Origin of the sequence: Paraburkholderia sp. XV (assembly GCF_020177535.1) — a bacterium.
GTDB lineage: Bacteria > Pseudomonadota > Gammaproteobacteria > Burkholderiales > Burkholderiaceae > Paraburkholderia > Paraburkholderia caribensis.
The window spans coordinates 1-17,235 of the sequence record NZ_JAGUUD010000058.1 but is presented as its reverse complement, the minus strand read 5'-3'; the positions used below and the strand labels follow the sequence as shown (position 1 = coordinate 17,235).

Annotated in this window: 10 protein-coding genes and 2 tRNA genes; 7 read left to right on the top strand and 5 right to left on the bottom strand. The window is 63.6% G+C overall.

The features are described from left to right. Positions 1–161: 161 nt before the first annotated feature. The 5 genes from lon to KFO72_RS24435 all read left to right on the top strand — a co-directional run bounded on the left by lon (position 162) and on the right by KFO72_RS24435 (position 5,516). On the top strand, positions 162–2,579 hold the full coding sequence (gene lon / locus KFO72_RS24455; protein WP_036005209.1) for an endopeptidase La: 2,418 nt from the start codon (positions 162–164) through the stop codon (positions 2,577–2,579). Positions 2,580–2,952: 373 nt separating this feature from the next. Further along, the gene (locus KFO72_RS24450; RefSeq protein ID WP_007585907.1) at positions 2,953–3,225 is read left to right on the top strand and encodes an HU family DNA-binding protein; all 273 of its coding nucleotides are present in this window, start codon (positions 2,953–2,955) and stop codon (positions 3,223–3,225) included. Between the two features lie 70 nt (positions 3,226–3,295). After that, positions 3,296–3,371, top strand: a tRNA-Val gene (locus KFO72_RS24445). Between the two features lie 41 nt (positions 3,372–3,412). Beyond that, a tRNA-Asp gene (locus KFO72_RS24440) sits at positions 3,413–3,489 on the top strand. A 98-nt stretch (positions 3,490–3,587) separates the two neighbouring features. After that, on the top strand, positions 3,588–5,516 hold the full coding sequence (locus tag KFO72_RS24435) for a SurA N-terminal domain-containing protein (protein ID WP_060600805.1): 1,929 nt from the start codon (positions 3,588–3,590) through the stop codon (positions 5,514–5,516). A 97-nt stretch (positions 5,517–5,613) separates the two neighbouring features. On the opposite strand, the gene KFO72_RS24430 is transcribed toward KFO72_RS24435, so the two are convergent. After that, positions 5,614–5,955 carry a hypothetical protein gene (locus tag KFO72_RS24430; protein WP_007585909.1) on the bottom strand — a complete coding sequence of 114 codons (342 nt, stop codon included), beginning with the start codon at positions 5,953–5,955 and terminating at the stop codon, positions 5,614–5,616. A gap of 140 nt (positions 5,956–6,095) precedes the next feature. Further along, the gene (locus KFO72_RS24425; protein WP_225033244.1) at positions 6,096–6,824 is read right to left on the bottom strand and encodes an arylesterase; all 729 of its coding nucleotides are present in this window, start codon (positions 6,822–6,824) and stop codon (positions 6,096–6,098) included. A gap of 1 nt (position 6,825) precedes the next feature. On the opposite strand from KFO72_RS24425, the gene KFO72_RS24420 reads away from it, so the two are divergent. Further along, the gene (locus KFO72_RS24420) at positions 6,826–7,512 is read left to right on the top strand and encodes an ABC transporter ATP-binding protein (protein WP_060600816.1); all 687 of its coding nucleotides are present in this window, start codon (positions 6,826–6,828) and stop codon (positions 7,510–7,512) included. Positions 7,513–7,584: 72 nt separating this feature from the next. On the opposite strand, the gene pgi is transcribed toward KFO72_RS24420, so the two are convergent. From pgi to KFO72_RS24405, 3 genes are all read right to left on the bottom strand, one after another. Beyond that, on the bottom strand, positions 7,585–9,207 hold the full coding sequence (gene pgi, locus KFO72_RS24415; RefSeq protein WP_054930460.1) for a glucose-6-phosphate isomerase: 1,623 nt from the start codon (positions 9,205–9,207) through the stop codon (positions 7,585–7,587). Between the two features lie 268 nt (positions 9,208–9,475). Continuing rightward, on the bottom strand, positions 9,476–11,053 hold the full coding sequence (locus KFO72_RS24410; RefSeq protein ID WP_225033236.1) for an NAD(P)H-hydrate dehydratase: 1,578 nt from the start codon (positions 11,051–11,053) through the stop codon (positions 9,476–9,478). 107 nt (positions 11,054–11,160) lie between these two features. Beyond that, positions 11,161–12,462 carry an FAD-dependent oxidoreductase gene (locus KFO72_RS24405; protein WP_225033235.1) on the bottom strand — a complete coding sequence of 434 codons (1,302 nt, stop codon included), beginning with the start codon at positions 12,460–12,462 and terminating at the stop codon, positions 11,161–11,163. A gap of 458 nt (positions 12,463–12,920) precedes the next feature. Between KFO72_RS24405 and purL the strand changes: the two genes are divergently transcribed. Next, positions 12,921–17,000, top strand: coding sequence for a phosphoribosylformylglycinamidine synthase (purL, locus tag KFO72_RS24400; protein ID WP_225033234.1), 4,080 nt, complete (start codon positions 12,921–12,923; stop codon positions 16,998–17,000). The last annotated feature ends 235 nt before the right edge of the window (positions 17,001–17,235 follow it).

Genomic DNA, 17,235 nt, shown 5'->3' with positions numbered 1-17,235 from the left:
AAAGCCGTTCATGGCAACGTGAACGGCTTTTTTCGTTTATCGTGTCGTCAGGATGGACCGTTTTTCTGGAGTCACTGAACTTTTCCCACACGCGAAGGCTTGCAATCTTTTTTGTCGGCCTCAACTATCGAACAAACTGATTCCACTCATGGGGAAATGAAATGTCAGGAACCCAACTCCTCCCGCCGGAACGCGTCACACTCCCGCTGCTCCCGCTGCGCGACGTAGTCGTTTTCCCACACATGGTGATCCCGCTCTTCGTGGGTCGCCCGAAGTCGATCAAGGCGTTGGAAGCCGCAATGGAAGGTGGCAAGCACATCATGCTTGTTGCCCAGAAAACGGCGGCCAAAGACGAGCCGACCGAAAAGGACATGTACGAGGTTGGCTGTATCGCCAACATCCTGCAGATGCTCAAGCTGCCCGACGGCACCGTGAAGGTGCTGGTCGAAGGTCTGCAGCGTGCCAAGACGCTGTCGATCGAAGAGCAGGAAACGCAATTCTCGTGCGAAGTGATGCCGCTCGAACCCGACCACGCCGATAGCGCTGAAACGGAAGCGCTGCGTCGCGCGATCGTGTCGCAGTTCGATCAGTACGTGAAGCTGAACAAGAAGATCCCGCCGGAGATTCTGACGTCGCTGTCGGGCATCGATGAAGCAGGGCGTCTTGCCGACACGATCGCTGCGCATCTGCCGCTCAAGCTCGACCAGAAGCAACAGATTCTCGAAATGTTCCCGGTCATCGAGCGCCTCGAGCATCTGCTCGCGCAGCTCGAAGCCGAGATCGACATTCTGCAGGTCGAAAAGCGCATCCGTGGACGCGTCAAGCGTCAGATGGAGAAGAGCCAGCGCGAGTACTACCTGAACGAGCAAGTCAAGGCAATCCAGAAGGAACTGGGCGAAGGCGAAGAGGGTGCGGATCTCGAAGAACTCGAGAAGCGCATCACGGCTGCGCGCATGCCGAAGGAAGCCAAGAAGAAGGCCGACGCCGAGCTGAAGAAGCTCAAGCTGATGTCGCCGATGTCGGCGGAAGCGACGGTCGTGCGCAACTACATCGACACGCTGATCGGCCTGCCGTGGCGCAAGAAGAGCAAGGTCAACAACGACCTCTCGAATGCCGAACGCGTGCTGGACGAAGACCACTTCGGTCTCGAGAAGGTGAAGGAACGCATTCTCGAGTACCTCGCGGTTCAACAGCGCGTGGACAAGGTGAAGGCGCCGATCCTGTGCCTCGTCGGGCCGCCGGGCGTGGGCAAGACGTCGCTGGGCCAGTCGATTGCGCGCGCAACGAACCGCAAGTTCGTGCGCATGGCACTGGGTGGTGTACGTGACGAAGCCGAGATTCGCGGCCATCGTCGTACGTACATCGGTTCGATGCCGGGCAAGATCCTGCAGAGCCTGACCAAGGTCGGCGTGCGCAATCCGCTCTTCCTGCTCGACGAAGTCGACAAGATGGGCATGGATTTCCGCGGCGATCCGTCGTCGGCGTTGCTCGAAGTGCTCGACCCGGAACAGAACCACACGTTCGCCGACCACTACGTCGAAGTGGACTTCGACCTGTCGGACGTGATGTTCGTCGCGACGTCGAACTCGCTGAACATCCCGCCGCCGCTGCTCGACCGGATGGAAGTGATCCGTCTGTCGGGCTACACGGAAGACGAGAAGGTCAGCATCGCGCAACGTTATCTGCTGCCGAAGCAGAAGAAGAACAACGGCCTGAAGCCGGGTGAGATCGAAGTCACGGAAGCAGCCATCCGCGACATCATTCGCTATTACACGCGTGAAGCGGGCGTGCGTTCGCTCGAGCGTGAAATTTCGAAGATCTGCCGCAAGGTCGTGAAGATGCTTCTGCTGAAGAAGGCGGACAAGGCAGTCACCGTCGACGGCAAGAACCTCGACACGTTCCTCGGCGTACGTAAGTACGACTTCGGTCTGGCCGCGAAGGAAAACCAGACCGGCCAGGTCACGGGCCTCGCGTGGACGGAAGTGGGCGGCGATCTGCTGACGATCGAAGCGGCCGTGATGCCGGGCAAGGGCAATGTGATCCGCACGGGTTCGCTCGGTGACGTGATGAAGGAATCCGTCGAAGCCGCGCGCTCGGTGGTGCGTTCGCGTTCGCGCCGTCTCGGTGTCAAGGACGAAGCGTTCGAGAAGCAGGACATCCACATTCACGTGCCGGAAGGCGCGACGCCGAAGGACGGTCCGTCTGCCGGTATCGCGATGACGACGGCGCTGGTGTCGGTGCTCACGGGCATCCCCGTGCGCGCGGATGTCGCGATGACGGGCGAAATCACGCTGCGCGGCGAAGTGCTGCCGATCGGCGGGTTGAAGGAGAAGCTGCTGGCAGCGCATCGCGGCGGCATCAAGCTCGTGCTGATTCCGGAAGAAAACGTCAAGGATCTGACGGAGATTCCGGACAATGTGAAGAACGCGATCGAGATCGTGCCCGTGCGCTGGATCGACAAGGTACTGGAACTGGCGCTGGAACATGGGCCGGCTCCGCTGCCGGAAGAAGAGCCGAAGGCGGCTGCGCCCGTTGGTGAGTCGAAAGACTCGGGCGCAAGCGATGTCGTGAAGCACTAAGCCAGACTCGCGATGCACTGAGCGCCGTATTGGTTAGCTCAGTCAACAGCGATCAAAAAAACCCGCGGCCGCGTCCGCGGGTTTTTTATTGCCTGCACAAAGCAAACGTTTGGCCGACGAGACGACCAGCCGCGCCATTTGCTGTTATCCAGGAGACCTTGCAGCGCGCGGTAAACTGGTTGCATCCGCATCCATCGCTTGCAAGATCCGGTCATCGAAAGCCCCTCGGCGAGCCCCTCGAATCAGGCTCAATCCCGCTTGACACAAGGGTTTCGGCCCATTCTAATGAGTGGCCGGCAAATCTGCCGTGCCGTATATAACCGGGCGCATAAGCGCTTTCATGATTGCCCAACTACATTCTCGGGGGCCTGGAATGAATAAAACGGAATTGATCGATCACATCGCGCAGCAAGCCGACATTTCGAAAGCGGCAGCAGGTCGCGCGTTGGATGCCGTGATCGGTGGCGTCAAGGGTACGTTGAAAAAGGGTGGTTCGGTCACGCTGGTCGGCTTCGGCACCTTCGCCGTCGGCAAGCGCACGGCACGCACGGGTCGCAATCCGCGCACGGGCGCAGCAATCAAGATCAAGGCAGCCAAGGTTCCTAAATTTAGGCCTGGCAAAGCGCTAAAGGATGCGTTAAACTAATGGGCTCGCTGCTTGATGAATGTGTCGACGCAAGTCGGCATCGAGAGTCAGGCAGCGGCGATCTCGGAGCGGGTGCTTAGCTCAGTTGGTAGAGCGGCGCCCTTACAAGGCGTAGGTCGGGAGTTCGAGCCTCTCAGCACCCACCAGTTCCAGATCGAAGTGACACGCTGCAGTGTATGCAGCATAAGGAGTGGTAGTTCAGTCGGTTAGAATACCGGCCTGTCACGCCGGGGGTCGCGGGTTCGAGTCCCGTCCACTCCGCCAGTATCCTAGAAAGGCGAACTCCGGTTCGCCTTTTTTATTGCCCGCTGATGTACTATCGGGCGTTCCGTTTTTGGCATCCGACTTTTGCCTCCTCAAGCATGCTCGATTTCTTTCGCAATCACCAACGTCTGATGATGTTCATGCTCATCCTGGTTATTCTGCCGGGTTTGGGTTTTGTCGGTATCCAGGGCTTCCGTGGCTTCTTTGACGAGAGCGCGAATGTCGCGAGCGTCAACGGGCACAAGATCACGCGCGGCGAATATGACAACGCGTGGCGTCAGCAGATGGACCGCGCGCGTCAGATGCTCGGCGCACAGTTCGACTCGAAGATGTTCGATACGCCGGAGCGCCGCAAGGAGATGCTCGACGGGCTGATCCAGCAGCGCGTGCTCGCCGACGAGACGCAACGTCTGCACCTGACGGTGTCCGACGATGCACTGCGTCGCGCGCTGATGGCCGATCCCGTGATCGGCTCGCTGAAGAATCCCGACGGCTCGATCGACCTGAACAAATACAAAGAACTCCTTGCGATGCAGGGCATCACGCCCGATCAATACCAGGAGCAGGTTCGCTACAGCATGGCGATGCAACAGTTGCCCGCAGCCATCACGCAAACCTCGTTCACGCCGAAGACGCTCGCACAGCATCTGACCGAACTGGCCGAGCAGCAGCGCGAAGTGCAGGGCCTCGCGTTCCGCGCAAAGGAGTACGAGTCGAAGGTGCAGCCGACTGACGCGCAAATTCAGGCGTACTACGACGCGCATCGCAACGACTTCGCGACGCCGGCCACGGCCACGATCCAGTATCTCGTGATGTCGCCCGCAACGATCGCGGCATCGGCGAACCCGAGCGACGCGGATCTCAAGAAGTACTACGACGACAACATCGCTCACTACCGCACGGTGGGTGAAGTGCGCGCGAGCCACATCCTGATCTCGGCGCCGAAAGACGCGAGCGCCGCCGACAAGGACAAGGCAAAGCAGAAAGCACAGGAAATCCTCACGCAGATCAAGGCGCATCCCGACCAGTTCGCGCAGCTCGCGCAGCAGGATTCGCAGGACCCGGGTTCGGCGTCGAAGGGCGGCGATCTGGGCTACTTCAGCCCGGGCATGATCGCGGGCGGCAAGGCTTTCGACGACGCCGTCTTCAAGATGAAGAAGGATGAGATCAGCGATCTGATCCAGTCGGACTTCGGCTATCACATCGTCAAGGTGACGGACGTGAAGCCGTCGGTGACGAAGCCGTTCGACGAAGTGAAAGATTCGATCGCCAAAGATCTCAAGGCGCAACTCGCCACGAAGGCATTCGGCGACGATTCGGAAGGCTTCACGTCGATCGTCTACGAACAGGCGAAGAGCCTGCAACCGGCCGCGGACAAGTACAAGCTGCAGATCCAGACGGCTACGGTGACGCCGCAGCCGAACAGCGCGTTGCCGCCGGATAGTCCGCTCAATAATCCGAAATTCCTCGCGGCCGTGTTCGCGAACGACTCGGCGAAGGACCGCAACAACACGCAGGCAATCGACGTCGGCAACAACACGCTGATCGCGGCACACGTGACCGACTTCAAGCCGGCCGCCGTGCCGGCGCTCGCTGCCGTCAAGGATGCCGTGCGTCAGAAGGTGGTCGCGCAGCAGGCTGCCGATCTCGCGCGCAAGGAAGGCGAGGCCAGGTTGGCGGATCTGCAGAAGTCGAAGTCGACGCAGGGCTTCTCGTCTGCGCTGAAGGTGTCGCGCAGCGACGCGCAAGGTGTGCCTCCCGCTGCATTGGGCGCAATTTACAAGGTCGATGCGCAAAAGTTGCCGGCCTACGTCGGCGTCGACCTCGGGGCGGACGGCTATGCGATCTATCGCGTGAACGCTGTCGTGCAGCCCGCGCCGACCGATGCGCAGCGTCTCGCCTCGGCGCAGCAGCAGATCGCCTCGGTGAATGCGCAGGCTGAAGCCGAGTCGTATCTGGATGCGGTGCGCGCGCGGTCCAAGGTGAAGATGTACGGTTCGCTCGATAACCCGCAGTCAGGCGAATAAGCCAGTCAGAGGCCGCCTGCGTGCAGCCTCTCGATACGCCACAAAAAAAGCCCCGCACACTGCGGGGCTTTTGCTTTGCGAGAAGCGTTGGGAAGGATTACAGGCAGGCGCTGATATCGCCCGTTGCGTCGCTGCCGGCACCGCCTGCGGCGCGGAAGCCGACCCACGTGCCGGAGCCCTGATAGTTCGGGCGCACGACGGCCGCCGCGCCGTTCGGCGGCTGCTGGCCGGGGACGTAGACGTCCATCGCTGCGTCGTTGGCCAGGGTATCTTGTGCGACGACCTGCTGCTGGGTCTTGTCAGCCCACTTCTTGGCAATGCACTGGCCGACGACCTTCGGCGGCTGCTGGCTGGTGCCAACCGACTGCACGCCGGCGGGCGGTTGTGCGGCACAAGCGGAAATGGCGACGGCCATAGCGATAATCGGTAAGTATTTCACGTTATCTCCTTCCAGAAATCGCTCACATGGAGCCGGTTGTCGAATTCAGACGAATTTGTCTGATCGACCATGGGTGATCACGTTCCCCTCATTCGGAAACAAGTTGTTAGCGCGCTGTAACACTCAACGGCGCTTCACTTTCACTGAGACGAAGTGCGGAGCAGCGGCTTCAGCGCTGACCACACGTTGTCCAGTAGCAGGGGCTGTGCCCGTTGGGTCGGATGAATCTGATCGGACTGAAACATGTCCGGCTTGTCTTCAATTCCGGCGAGGAGAAAAGGGACGAGCGGCACGCGCAACTGCTTTGAGAGCTGCCCGTAAAGCCCGTGGAACTTTTGCGTGTAGTCAGGGCCGTAATTAGGCGGCACGTACATGCCGACGAGCAGGACCTTCGCGTGGCCTTGCTGCGCCTGTTCGATGATCGTGCGGAGATTGTCTTCCGTGGTGTCGAGCGGGACGCCGCGCAGCGCGTCGTTGGCGCCGAGTTCCACAATCACCACGGCGGGCTTGAGCCGCTGCATCAACGCAGGCAGGCGGGCGCGCCCGCCGCTCGTCGTGTCTCCGCTGATGCTCGCATTCGCAACGTTATAATCGATCCGCTCACTCGACAAACGCTGACGCATCAGCGAAACCCAGCCGGTGTCGCGAGGCAGGCCGTACTCGGCGGAGAGACTGTCGCCGAGCACGATGATCGTCGGCTTCGCCTGTTGCGTATTGCTGCCAGTGGGGTTCGTCATGGCAGCGGCTGCGGTGGTGTTGCCGGTGGCCTGAGCGGACGCAGAAAAAGTCGCGGCGATCACGATGGAAAGACACGCCGCAGTCAGCGCCGCGATCGACGCAACGGCGCGCACTTTCAACCTACGCTTCACCATGCAAAAGAAAACCGGTCCAGTCATCGAAGTGCGGGGTTTATGCAAGAGGGTTAAGGATGCGACGGGTGAGCTGACGATCCTCGACAACATCGACCTGTCGATTCAGGCGAGCAGCCGCGTGGCGATCGTCGGCGCGTCGGGCTCCGGCAAGTCTACGCTGCTCGGACTGCTTGCCGGATTGGACAGCGCGACCTCGGGGTCGGTTCGTCTGCTTGGCCGCGAACTGACGGAACTCGATGAAGACGGCCGCGCCGCGCTACGCAATGGCTCCGTCGGCTTTGTGTTTCAGTCCTTCCAGTTGATGCCGCATCTCACCGCGCTCGAGAACGTCACGCTTCCGCTCGAGCTGCAGGGCGAGCTGCCGGCACGCGACATCCACGCGCGCGCGCGAACACTGCTGACCCAGGTTGGCCTCGGCGAGCGCATGCGGCATTACCCGAAGCTGCTGTCGGGCGGAGAGCAGCAGCGTGTGGCGCTTGCCCGCGCGTTCGCCACGCATCCCGCCGTCCTGTTCGCCGACGAGCCGACGGGCAGCCTCGATGCCGCAACAGGCCATGCCGTCATCGATCTGATGTTCGAGATGAACCGCGCAAACGGTGCGACGCTGGTGCTCGTCACGCACGACGTCGAGCTTGCTCGCCGCTGCGATACGACCGTGACGATCGAAGCAGGGCGCCTGATCTGATCGGATAGTGCGGGCAAAAAAACGGGCCTTCTGGATGAAGGCCCGTTTGCATTCAAGCCGCTGAACGAAGGGTCAGCGCTTCAGTGCCGCTCGCGCCCGTGCGATCAGCGCCGACGTCGACGAGTCGTGCTTCTTTTCATCGGTGCTGGCGCTGGTGAGATCCGCCTCGACGACCTTGCCGAGGATCTTGCCCAGCTCGACGCCCCACTGGTCGAAGGAGTTGATGTTCCAGACCGTGCCTTGCACGAGCACCTTGTGTTCGTACAGCGCGATCAGCGCGCCGAGCGAGCGGGCAGTGAGGGCATCGACGAGCAGCGTGGTGGTAGGACGATTGCCCGGGAACATGATGTGAGGCACGAGTTCCGGCTTGTTCGGGCCGGCCACTTTTTCGGCCTCTTCACGCGTGCGGCCGAGCATCAGCGCCTCGCTTTGCGCGAAGCAGTTTGCCAGCAGCTTCGGATGATGCGACACGAGCGGGTGCTCGGGCGTCAGCACTGCGACGAAATCGATCGGGACGATGGTCGGCCCCTGGTGCAGCATCTGGAAGAATGCGTGCTGACCGTTCGTGCCCGGCTCGCCCCATGTGACAGCGGATGTATCGTAGGTAACGAACGAGCCGTCCAGACACGCCTGCTTGCCGTTGCTTTCCATTTCGAGCTGCTGCAGGTATGACGGCAGGAAATGCAGCGCTTCCGAGTACGGCGCGACCAGATAGCTTTGCGAGCCGAAGAAGTTTCGATACCAGATGCCGATCATGCCCATCAGCACGGGCAGGTTGCGATCGAGCGGCGCGCTGCGGAAATGCTCGTCCATCTCGTTTGCGCCCGCGAGCAGTTCGTCGAACTGTTTCGGACCGACGGCGATCATGATCGACAGGCCCACGGCCGACCACAGCGAATAGCGGCCGCCAACCCAGTCCCACATCTCGAACACGTTTTCCTGCGCAATGCCGAATTTGACGACTTCGGCGGGATTCGCCGAAACGCCGACGAAGTGCTTCGCGAGTTCGTTTTGAGGGCAGCCTTTCTCGACGAACCAGTCGCGCAGCGAATTGGCGTTGGTCATCGTTTCGAGCGTGGTGAACGTCTTCGAGACGATGATGGCCAGCGTTTCTTCCGGATCGATCTCGGTCAGCACGCGATACAGGTCCGCGCCGTCGACGTTCGAGACGAAGTGCGTGGTGATGTCGGGTGTGGCGAGGTGATGCAGCGCATGCACGACCATCTTCGGCCCGAGGTCCGAGCCGCCGATGCCGATGTTCACGACATAGCGAATGCGCTTGCCCGTATAGCCCTTCCATTCGCCGCTGCGGACCTTGTCGGCGAACGCGGCCATCTTTGCACGCTCGGCTTGAATCTTGCCGTAGAACGGCGCGTTCGGATTGCTGGCGCGCAGCGCCGTATGCAGCACCGCGCGGCCTTCCGTGGGATTGACGATGTCGCCCGCGAACATCGCGTCGCGACGTTTTTCAACATTGGCTTCACGCGCGAGCTGCACGAGCAGCTTCAGCGTTTCGTCGGTGATGCGGTTCTTCGAGAAGTCGGCCGCGAGACCGCCGCCGGCAAGCGTGAACCGTTCGGCGCGCGTCGGCGCGGGATCGTTCTCGGGTGCAAACCAGTCGCGCAGGCGCGCATCGCGAATCTGATCGTAGTGTGTTTGCAGCGAGTTCCAGGCGGGGAGCGAGTTGAGAGTCATAACCGTCCGTCTAACGAAGGAAAACGAATGGCCGGCCGCGCATCGGGCGTGCCGGGGGTGATCTGCAGACGCGCGGTTGGCTGAGCGGTACGGTCGCCGGATGCGCGGCGGCGTGTCTCGTGCCCCGTCAGCGGGCGTCTGCATTCGCGTCGCGGCCGATGGACGGCCGTGCGACGCAGTCAACCAGTATAGCGGGCCAGGATGACAGCCGGGATAGATGGGACGCGCCGCCATATAGCGGGACACGGCCGCCGGCATGCGCAGGCCGTCAATCGCGCAACGGATACACCAGCCGGTTCAACAACTTGCGTACCATCGGCGCGAGTTCGCCCGCCGTGAGACCGGCCGGGCCTTTGCCGCGCGTTGTTAGCATGTCGGCGGCGAAACCGTGCAGAAAGACGCCCGCAAGCGCTGCCTCGTAGCGCGGAAGACCTTGCCCGAGGAAGGCGCCGATCAGGCCGCCGAGCACGTCGCCCGTGCCGCCCGTCGCGAGCGCCGCGTTGCCCGTCGGGTTGACGGCAACGCGCCCGTCCGGCGCTGCGATCACCGTGCCCGTGCCTTTCAGCACGACGACGCTTGCATAACGCGCGGCCAGTGCGCGCGCCGCTTCCAGCCGGTCGCGCTGCACGCTCTTTGCGTCGGTGCCGAGCAGGCGCGCCGCTTCGAGCGGATGAGGCGTCAGCACGCACGGATCGTTCGCCGACGCGCCACGCTGCTTCACGGCAGCGGCGAGATCGGCGTTAGCGGCGATGAGATTCAACGCATCGGCGTCCAGCAGTTTCGGCACGTCTAGCGGCAGCACGTCGCGCAGCACGCCGACGGCGCGCTCGCGCTTGCCCATTCCGCAGCCGATCGACAACGCGTCCATCTCCGCGAGCGGCAGTTCGTCAAGCGGATGCAGCATCAGTTCAGGATGAGGCGGATCGTAAGGCGGGCTGCCCGCGCCGAGAAACGCGACGTGGACCTTGCCCGCGCCCGCGTACAACGCGGCGCGCGCCGCGAGAATCGGCGCGCCGCACATGCCCGTATCGCCGCCCACGACGGCCACGCTGCCGAACGTGCCTTTGTGCGTGGAGTAATCGCGCGGCGGGAAATACGGAACGAAAAGGGCGGGCCCGTTGAGCCGCACGTGCGGTTCGGGAGGCCATTCGAGCCCGATGGACGCGATGGTCACATCGCCCGCAAGGTCGCGTCCCGAACCCATGTAAAGACCCGGCTTCGCGCCAATGAACGTGACCGTGTGCGTGGCGCGAACGGCCGCGCCCCCTTCGACGACATTGCCCGTATCGCTGTCCAGGCCGCTCGGCACGTCGAGCGCCAGCACGCGCCCGCGTGTCTTCGCGCGCGCGGACAAACGGCCGGCAATCGACGCGAAGACGCCGTCCAGAGGTCGGGCCAAGCCGATGCCGAACATGCCGTCGACGACCCAGCTGTATTCGTCGAACGAGTCGGGCACGGCATTCGAGATCGGCACGCCCGCCGCGCGCGCTTCGGCCAGCGCCCAACGGGCGTCGTCGGGCTTCACTTCGACGGGCATGCAGACGTGGACCGTGATACCGGCGCGATGCAGTTCAGCCGCCACGACGAGCGCGTCGCCGCCGTTGTTGCCAGGGCCGGCTACGAGCCATACCGGCTCGTGCGGACTACTCGTACCGTCAAGGTTGATATGGTCGAGCAGAAAGCGCGCGCCCGCACGTCCGGCGCGGCCCATCAGTGTGTGGGCGGGCAGCGTCGCCCCGGCGTCTGTTTCGAGCGCGCGCAGTTCGGCGACGCCCAGCAGCGGCAATGGCCGGTCATACGGCTTGACGAGCGCGTCGTGAAGGAAAGGCAAGGAGGTATCGGTCATGGCAGCGTACGAGAGCAACAGGGTACGCCCATGGTAGTGGCAATGCGCGTGCTGTCGCCAGCACGCGCAATGGCATAGGACGAATAACCGTCCCCTGCCGGAACGGGTTATCCGTTGAAGCGTTCGGGTCGAAGCGCCGCGATCGTGTCAGGCGGCAATTCCGACGGCACGCCGGACACGAGGCTCGCAATCAGCTTGCCCGAACCGCATGCGAGGCCCCAGCCGACGGGACCGTGCGCCGCGTTCACAAAAAGCCGCGGATGCAGCGCATTGCCCGTCACGGGCAGACCGTCGGGCGACAGCAGCTTTACGCCTTCCCACGGCAGGGCGGCGGAAATGCGCGCCGAGCCCGGCACCCAGTCGTGGGTCGCCTGGCTGAGCAGCGCGAGCGCTTCCTTCGTCAGCGGCTCGGGCAGCGGCAGCCGGGTCTGGCTCGCGCTTTGCAGCACCGCGCCGCCCGCAATGCGCAGCCGGTGGTTGCTGCGCGTGATCGTGATGCGCTTGACGGCATCGATCACCGTCGTATGGGGCGCGAACTCCTCGCGAGCGATCGGCGCGACGAGGTTATGCAGGCGCAGCGGGTGCAGCGGCAGGTTCAGCCCGAGCTTCTCCAGCAACGCAAGACTGCCCACGCCCGCAGCGACGACCACCGCGTCCGCGCTGATCACGTCGACTTCGCGCGAGCGCGTCGATTCGCCGTTGGCGGGCGCCAGTTCGACGGCCGCACGCTGGTTGTCGAGGCGGATACCCGTCACTTCGCGGCCGCACTGAAACTGCACGCCGCCTTGCGTATCGAGCGTCTGCTTGAGCAACTTCGCGAACAGCGGACAGTTCGCCGTGCCTTCGTCGCCGAACAGCACGCCGCCCGCGAAATGCGGCTCGAGGGGAATCGAATGCTCGATGGTCTGGCATTCCTGCGGGCTCAGCACGTGATGCGGCACTTCGAACTGGCGCAGCAGGTCGAGCGCGGGCTGCGTGTGCTCCCAGTCCTGCTGGCTGCGCACCAGGTAGAGCTGTCCGTTCGACTGCTCGAATTCCAGATTGAAGTGGTGTTCGATGTCGGCAAGCGACTGGCGCGCCGATTCGATCAGCGGACGCAGCAGCGAAAACTGCTTCTTGAACGCTTCGGGCCCGGCGAGCGCCGAGAGCGTGCGGACGAAGTCGCGCACCTGCCCGTTGAAGCCCGTCTTCTTGATCACGCCGCTTTTGGCGGCCTGACGGTGCTGCATGAAGGTCGGGCCGAACCACACGTCGAGCGGCGTGGGCAGCAAGGTGCCGCCGTGACCGTAGGTCGCGCCTTGCGCGACGGTGGCGTGCCGTTCGACGACGCACACCCGATGACCGGCCGCGCGAAGCTGATAGGCGGTGGCGACGCCGACGATCCCGCCGCCAATGACAATGACATCCATGGTTAATTCGTGTTGCCGGCGGCACGCGTGGGGCCAGGCGTATGACGTGACATGCGGCGCAGCGCGACAAGCCGATGCTGCACCGATCTGATGAAAGGCCGAATGATATCAGTCAAACGGCCCGTCCGGCACGCTGCCGTTCGGCGCGGGAAGGGCGCTCGACGGGCGCGCGCTATGGGGCAGGCGGCGAGAGGGAACGCGCAATCCGCCTACCACGAACGGCGGGAAACACGTCTCAAAATGACGCGGCGCATTGCCGGCGGGGCATGCCGCCGCCGGGGACACGCTGCCAAAGCGCGCGGAGCGTCATGTGAGGCAGGTCTGCCGGGCCTTCCCGGGTTATAATCCTGGACTTCCTTACGCCTCACGTCGCCTCCACGCGCGACTGTCCGAGCGATTGCCACGGGTAATCGCGCGCGGCACCCAGCGACGCAACCGATCGACGCAACGTCAAGTCCATGGCTCACTTCTCGTGTTTCCCCGGCGCTTCGGCCCTCTCCGATTTCCGTCAAACCCGCCTGCTCGACACGTTGTCGCGCATCGACGCCAGCATCGTCGGCGTGCGCGGCCAGTATCTGCATTTCGTGAACTCGCAGACGCCGCTCGCCGCGGAAGACAGCGCGAAGATCGAAGCGCTGATGCACTACGGCGATCCGTTCGACGCCGGCAAGGACAAGGGTGCCGTCGAAACCTTCCTCGTCGTGCCGCGCTTCGGCACCGTGTCGCCGTGGGCGAGCAAGGCCACGGACATCGCGCTTCACTGCGGCTTGACGCATGTCCGGCGCATCGAGCGCGGCATCGAGTACACGGTCGTGCTGAAAAGCGGGCTGCTCGGCGGCAAGAAGGCGCTGTCGGACGAGGCGCGCGCCGCCGTGGCGGCGGCGCTGCATGACCGGATGACGGAAAGCGTCGCGCCGTCGCGCGATCACGCGATGCACCTGTTCGACGAGCTGCCCGCCAAGCCGCTGCAGACGGTCGCCGTACTGACGGACGGCCGCAAGGCGCTGGAGCAGGCGAACATGGAACTGGGCCTGGCGCTCGCCGAGGACGAAATCGACTATCTCGTCGACGCCTTCACGAAGCTCGGCCGCAATCCGACCGACGTCGAACTGATGATGTTCGCGCAGGCCAACAGCGAGCACTGCCGCCACAAGATCTTCAACGCAAGCTGGACGATCGACGGCGAGGCGCAGGACATCTCGCTGTTCAACATGATTCGCAACACCGAAAAGCTCAACCCGCAAGGGACGATCGTCGCGTACTCGGACAACTCGTCGATCATGGCAGGCGGCCCAGCCGAGCGCTGGTTCCCGCGCAAGCCGGCGAATGCAGGCGAGCCGGGCGAGCGCTACGGCCGTCACACCGAATTGACGCACACGCTGATGAAGGTGGAAACGCACAACCACCCCACAGCGATTTCCCCATTCCCGGGCGCTGCGACGGGCGCGGGCGGCGAAATCCGCGACGAAGGCGCGACGGGCCGCGGCGCGCGTCCGAAGGCGGGTCTCACGGGCTTTACCGTGTCGAACCTCGACTTGCCCGACGCGCGCGAGCCGTGGGAAAACGCTCGCGACGCCACGCAGCCCATCGGCCACCGCAATGCCGCCGACCAGTTCGACACGTACGGCCGCCCGGACCGCATCGCGTCGCCGTTGCAGATCATGATCGACGGGCCGCTCGGCGGCGCCGCCTTCAACAACGAATTCGGCCGTCCGAACCTCGGCGGCTATTTCCGCACGTACGAGCAGAATGTCGCGGGCCGCGTGCGCGGCTATCACAAGCCGATCATGATCGCGGGCGGCCTCGGCAATATCTCCGACCAGCACACGCACAAGCACGATCTGCCTGCCGGCTCGCTGCTGATCCAGATCGGCGGTCCCGGCATGCGCATCGGCATGGGTGGCGGCGCGGCGAGTTCGATGGCGACGGGCACCAACACGGCCGAACTCGACTTCGATTCCGTCCAGCGCGGCAACCCCGAAATCGAGCGGCGCGCGCAGGAAGTGATCAACTCGTGCTGGCAGCTGGGCGCGGGCAATCCGATTCTGAGCATCCACGACGTCGGCGCGGGCGGTCTGTCGAACGCCTTCCCGGAACTGGTCGACGGCGCGGACAAGGGCGCGGTGTTCGAGTTGCGCAAGGTCCAGCTGGAAGAAAGCGGGCTGTCGCCGCGCGAAATCTGGTCGAACGAAGCGCAAGAGCGTTACGTGCTGGCCATTCCGCCGTCGCGGCTCGAAGAATTCGCGGCGATCTGCGAGCGCGAGCGTTGCCCGTTCGCGGTGGTCGGCACGGCTACTGAAGAGCGTCAGCTGAAACTGATCGACGCCGACCTGAAGGACGCGAGCGCGCACCAGCCCGTCGACATGCCGATGGAAGTCCTGCTCGGCAAGCCGCCGCGCATGCATCGCGACGTGACGCGCGTGTCGACGCCGCTGCAGCCTGTCGACGTCACGCACGTCGCATTGCACGAGGCAGCCGTCGACGTGCTGCGTCATCCGACCGTGGCGAGCAAGTCATTCCTGATCACGATCGGCGACCGCTCGGTGGGCGGCACGACGGCGCGCGACCAGATGGTCGGCCCGTGGCAGGTGCCCGTCGCCGACTGCGCGATCACCACGGTCGATTACGCGGGCTTCCGTGGTGAAGCCATGGCGATGGCCGAGCGCACGCCGCTCGCCGTGATCGACGCGCCCGCGTCGGGACGCATGGCAGTCGGCGAAGTGGTGACGAATATCGCCGCGGCGCCGATTGCGTCGCTGGACAAACTGAAGCTGTCGGCGAACTGGATGGCGGCATGCGGCAGCCCGGGCGAAGACGCGGCGCTGTACGACACGGTGAAGGCGATCGGCATGGAACTGTGCCCGGCGCTCGGCATCGGCATTCCTGTCGGCAAGGATTCGCTGTCGATGCGCACGAAGTGGGCGGACGGCGACGTCGAGAAAGAGGTGGTCGCGCCCGTGTCGCTGATCATCTCGGCATTTGCGCCCGTCGAAGACGTGCGCCGCCATCTCACGCCGCAACTGCTGAGTCTGAAGGAAGCGGGCGAAACGGTGCTGATCGCAATCGATCTTGGCCGCGGCAAGCAGCGTCTGGGCGGCAGTATTCTCGCGCAGGTGACGCAGCAGGTCGGCGACACGGTGCCTGACGTCGACGATCCCGAAGACCTGAAGCGTTTCTTTGCGGCGATCCAGGCGCTCAACGCGGACGGCAAGCTGCTCGCGTACCACGACCGCTCGGACGGCGGGCTGTGGGCGACGGTTTGCGAAATGGCGTTTGCGGGCCACGTGGGTGTGTCGCTGAACGTCGACATGCTGACGCTCGACCCGAATCACGAGTTCGACTACGGCGACGCGAAGGACTGGGCGAAGCAGACGAGCGGCCGCCGCGAAGACCGCACGATCCGCGCGCTCTTCAACGAAGAGCTCGGCGCGGTGGTCCAGGTGCGTGCCGGCGATCGCGACGCGGTGCTTGCGGTGCTGCGCGAACATGGCTTGTCGGCGTGCTCGCATGTGGTCGGCAAGCCGAACGAGCGCGACATGGTTGAAATCTACCGCGACGCGAAAAAGATTTTCGACGCGCCGCGTACCGAGCTGCATCGCACGTGGAGCGAAGTGAGCTGGCGCATCTCGCGTCTGCGCGACAACCCCGCGTGCGCCGATGCGGAATTCGATGCGTTGCTCGATGCGTCGGACCCTGGCATCCAGCCGCACCTGTCGTTCGATCCCGTTGAGGATGTCGCCGCGCCGTTCATCGGCAAGGGCGCGCGTCCGCGTGTCGCGGTGCTGCGGGAGCAGGGCGTGAACTCTCACCTCGAAACGGCCTACGCATTCGACCGCGCGGGATTCGATGCGCACGACGTTCACATGAGTGATTTGCTGTCGGGCCGCGCGACGCTTGCTGATTTTGCGGGTGCTGTTGCGTGTGGCGGCTTCTCGTATGGTGACGTGCTGGGCGCGGGCGAGGGCTGGGCGAAAACGATCCGTTTCAACGCGCAGCTTGCGGATATGTTTGCAGCGTTCTTTGGTCGCAATGACACGTTCGCGCTTGGTATCTGCAATGGCTGTCAGATGATGAGCAGCCTTGCGTCGATGATTCCTGGCGCGGATGCATGGCCGAAGTTCACGCGCAACAAGTCGGAGAAATTCGAAGCGCGCTTCTCGCTGGTGGAGGTGCAGTCGTCGCCGTCGATTTTCTTTGCTGGTATGGAAGGATCGCGGATTCCGGTTGCCGTTGCACACGGCGAGGGGTTTGCGGACTTCTCGCAGCAGGGTGATATGGCGCGTGTCGCGGTTGCGATGCGGTATGTCGATCATCGCGGACAGTTGACTGAACAGTATCCGTTCAATCCGAATGGGTCGCCGGCTGGGATTACTTCTGTCACTACGCCTGACGGGCGGTTTACTGTGCTGATGCCGCATACCGAGCGCGTTCATCGCAATGTGCAGATGAGCTGGCATCCCGATGCCTGGAAGAACAGCGCTACGGATGGCAGTCCGTGGATGCGCGTGTTTCAGAATGCGAGGAAGTGGGTTGGGTGAGGTTTTGCTCTGGGCGGGCGGGGTTGGTTGGCTTGAGTTTGCGCTGGCATCCGCGTTACGTTAGCTCGCTTCAGGCGTCGCCGTTTGGTGTTGCCGGCCTTTGCGGTGGCATCCGCGTTACGTTAGCGTGCTTCACGCGTCGCGGTTCGGGTTTTCGGCCTTTGCGCTGGCATCCGCGTTACGTTAGCTCGCTTCAGGCGTCGCCCCTGTGCGGGGCGGCACCTACTTTTCTTTG

What these genes read in the sequence shown, in the direction of transcription:
- lon (WP_036005209.1), top strand. Translation starts at nt 162, where the DNA reads ATGTCAGGAACCCAACTCCTCCCGCCGGAACGCGTCACACTCCCGCTG.
- KFO72_RS24410 (WP_225033236.1), bottom strand. Translation starts at nt 11,053, where the DNA reads ATGACCGATACCTCCTTGCCTTTCCTTCACGACGCGCTCGTCAAGCCG.
- KFO72_RS24405 (WP_225033235.1), bottom strand. Translation starts at nt 12,462, where the DNA reads ATGGATGTCATTGTCATTGGCGGCGGGATCGTCGGCGTCGCCACCGCC.
- pgi (WP_054930460.1), bottom strand. Translation starts at nt 9,207, where the DNA reads ATGACTCTCAACTCGCTCCCCGCCTGGAACTCGCTGCAAACACACTAC.
- KFO72_RS24450 (WP_007585907.1), top strand. Translation starts at nt 2,953, where the DNA reads ATGAATAAAACGGAATTGATCGATCACATCGCGCAGCAAGCCGACATT.
- KFO72_RS24420 (WP_060600816.1), top strand. Translation starts at nt 6,826, where the DNA reads ATGCAAAAGAAAACCGGTCCAGTCATCGAAGTGCGGGGTTTATGCAAG.
- purL (WP_225033234.1), top strand. Translation starts at nt 12,921, where the DNA reads ATGGCTCACTTCTCGTGTTTCCCCGGCGCTTCGGCCCTCTCCGATTTC.
- KFO72_RS24435 (WP_060600805.1), top strand. Translation starts at nt 3,588, where the DNA reads ATGCTCGATTTCTTTCGCAATCACCAACGTCTGATGATGTTCATGCTC.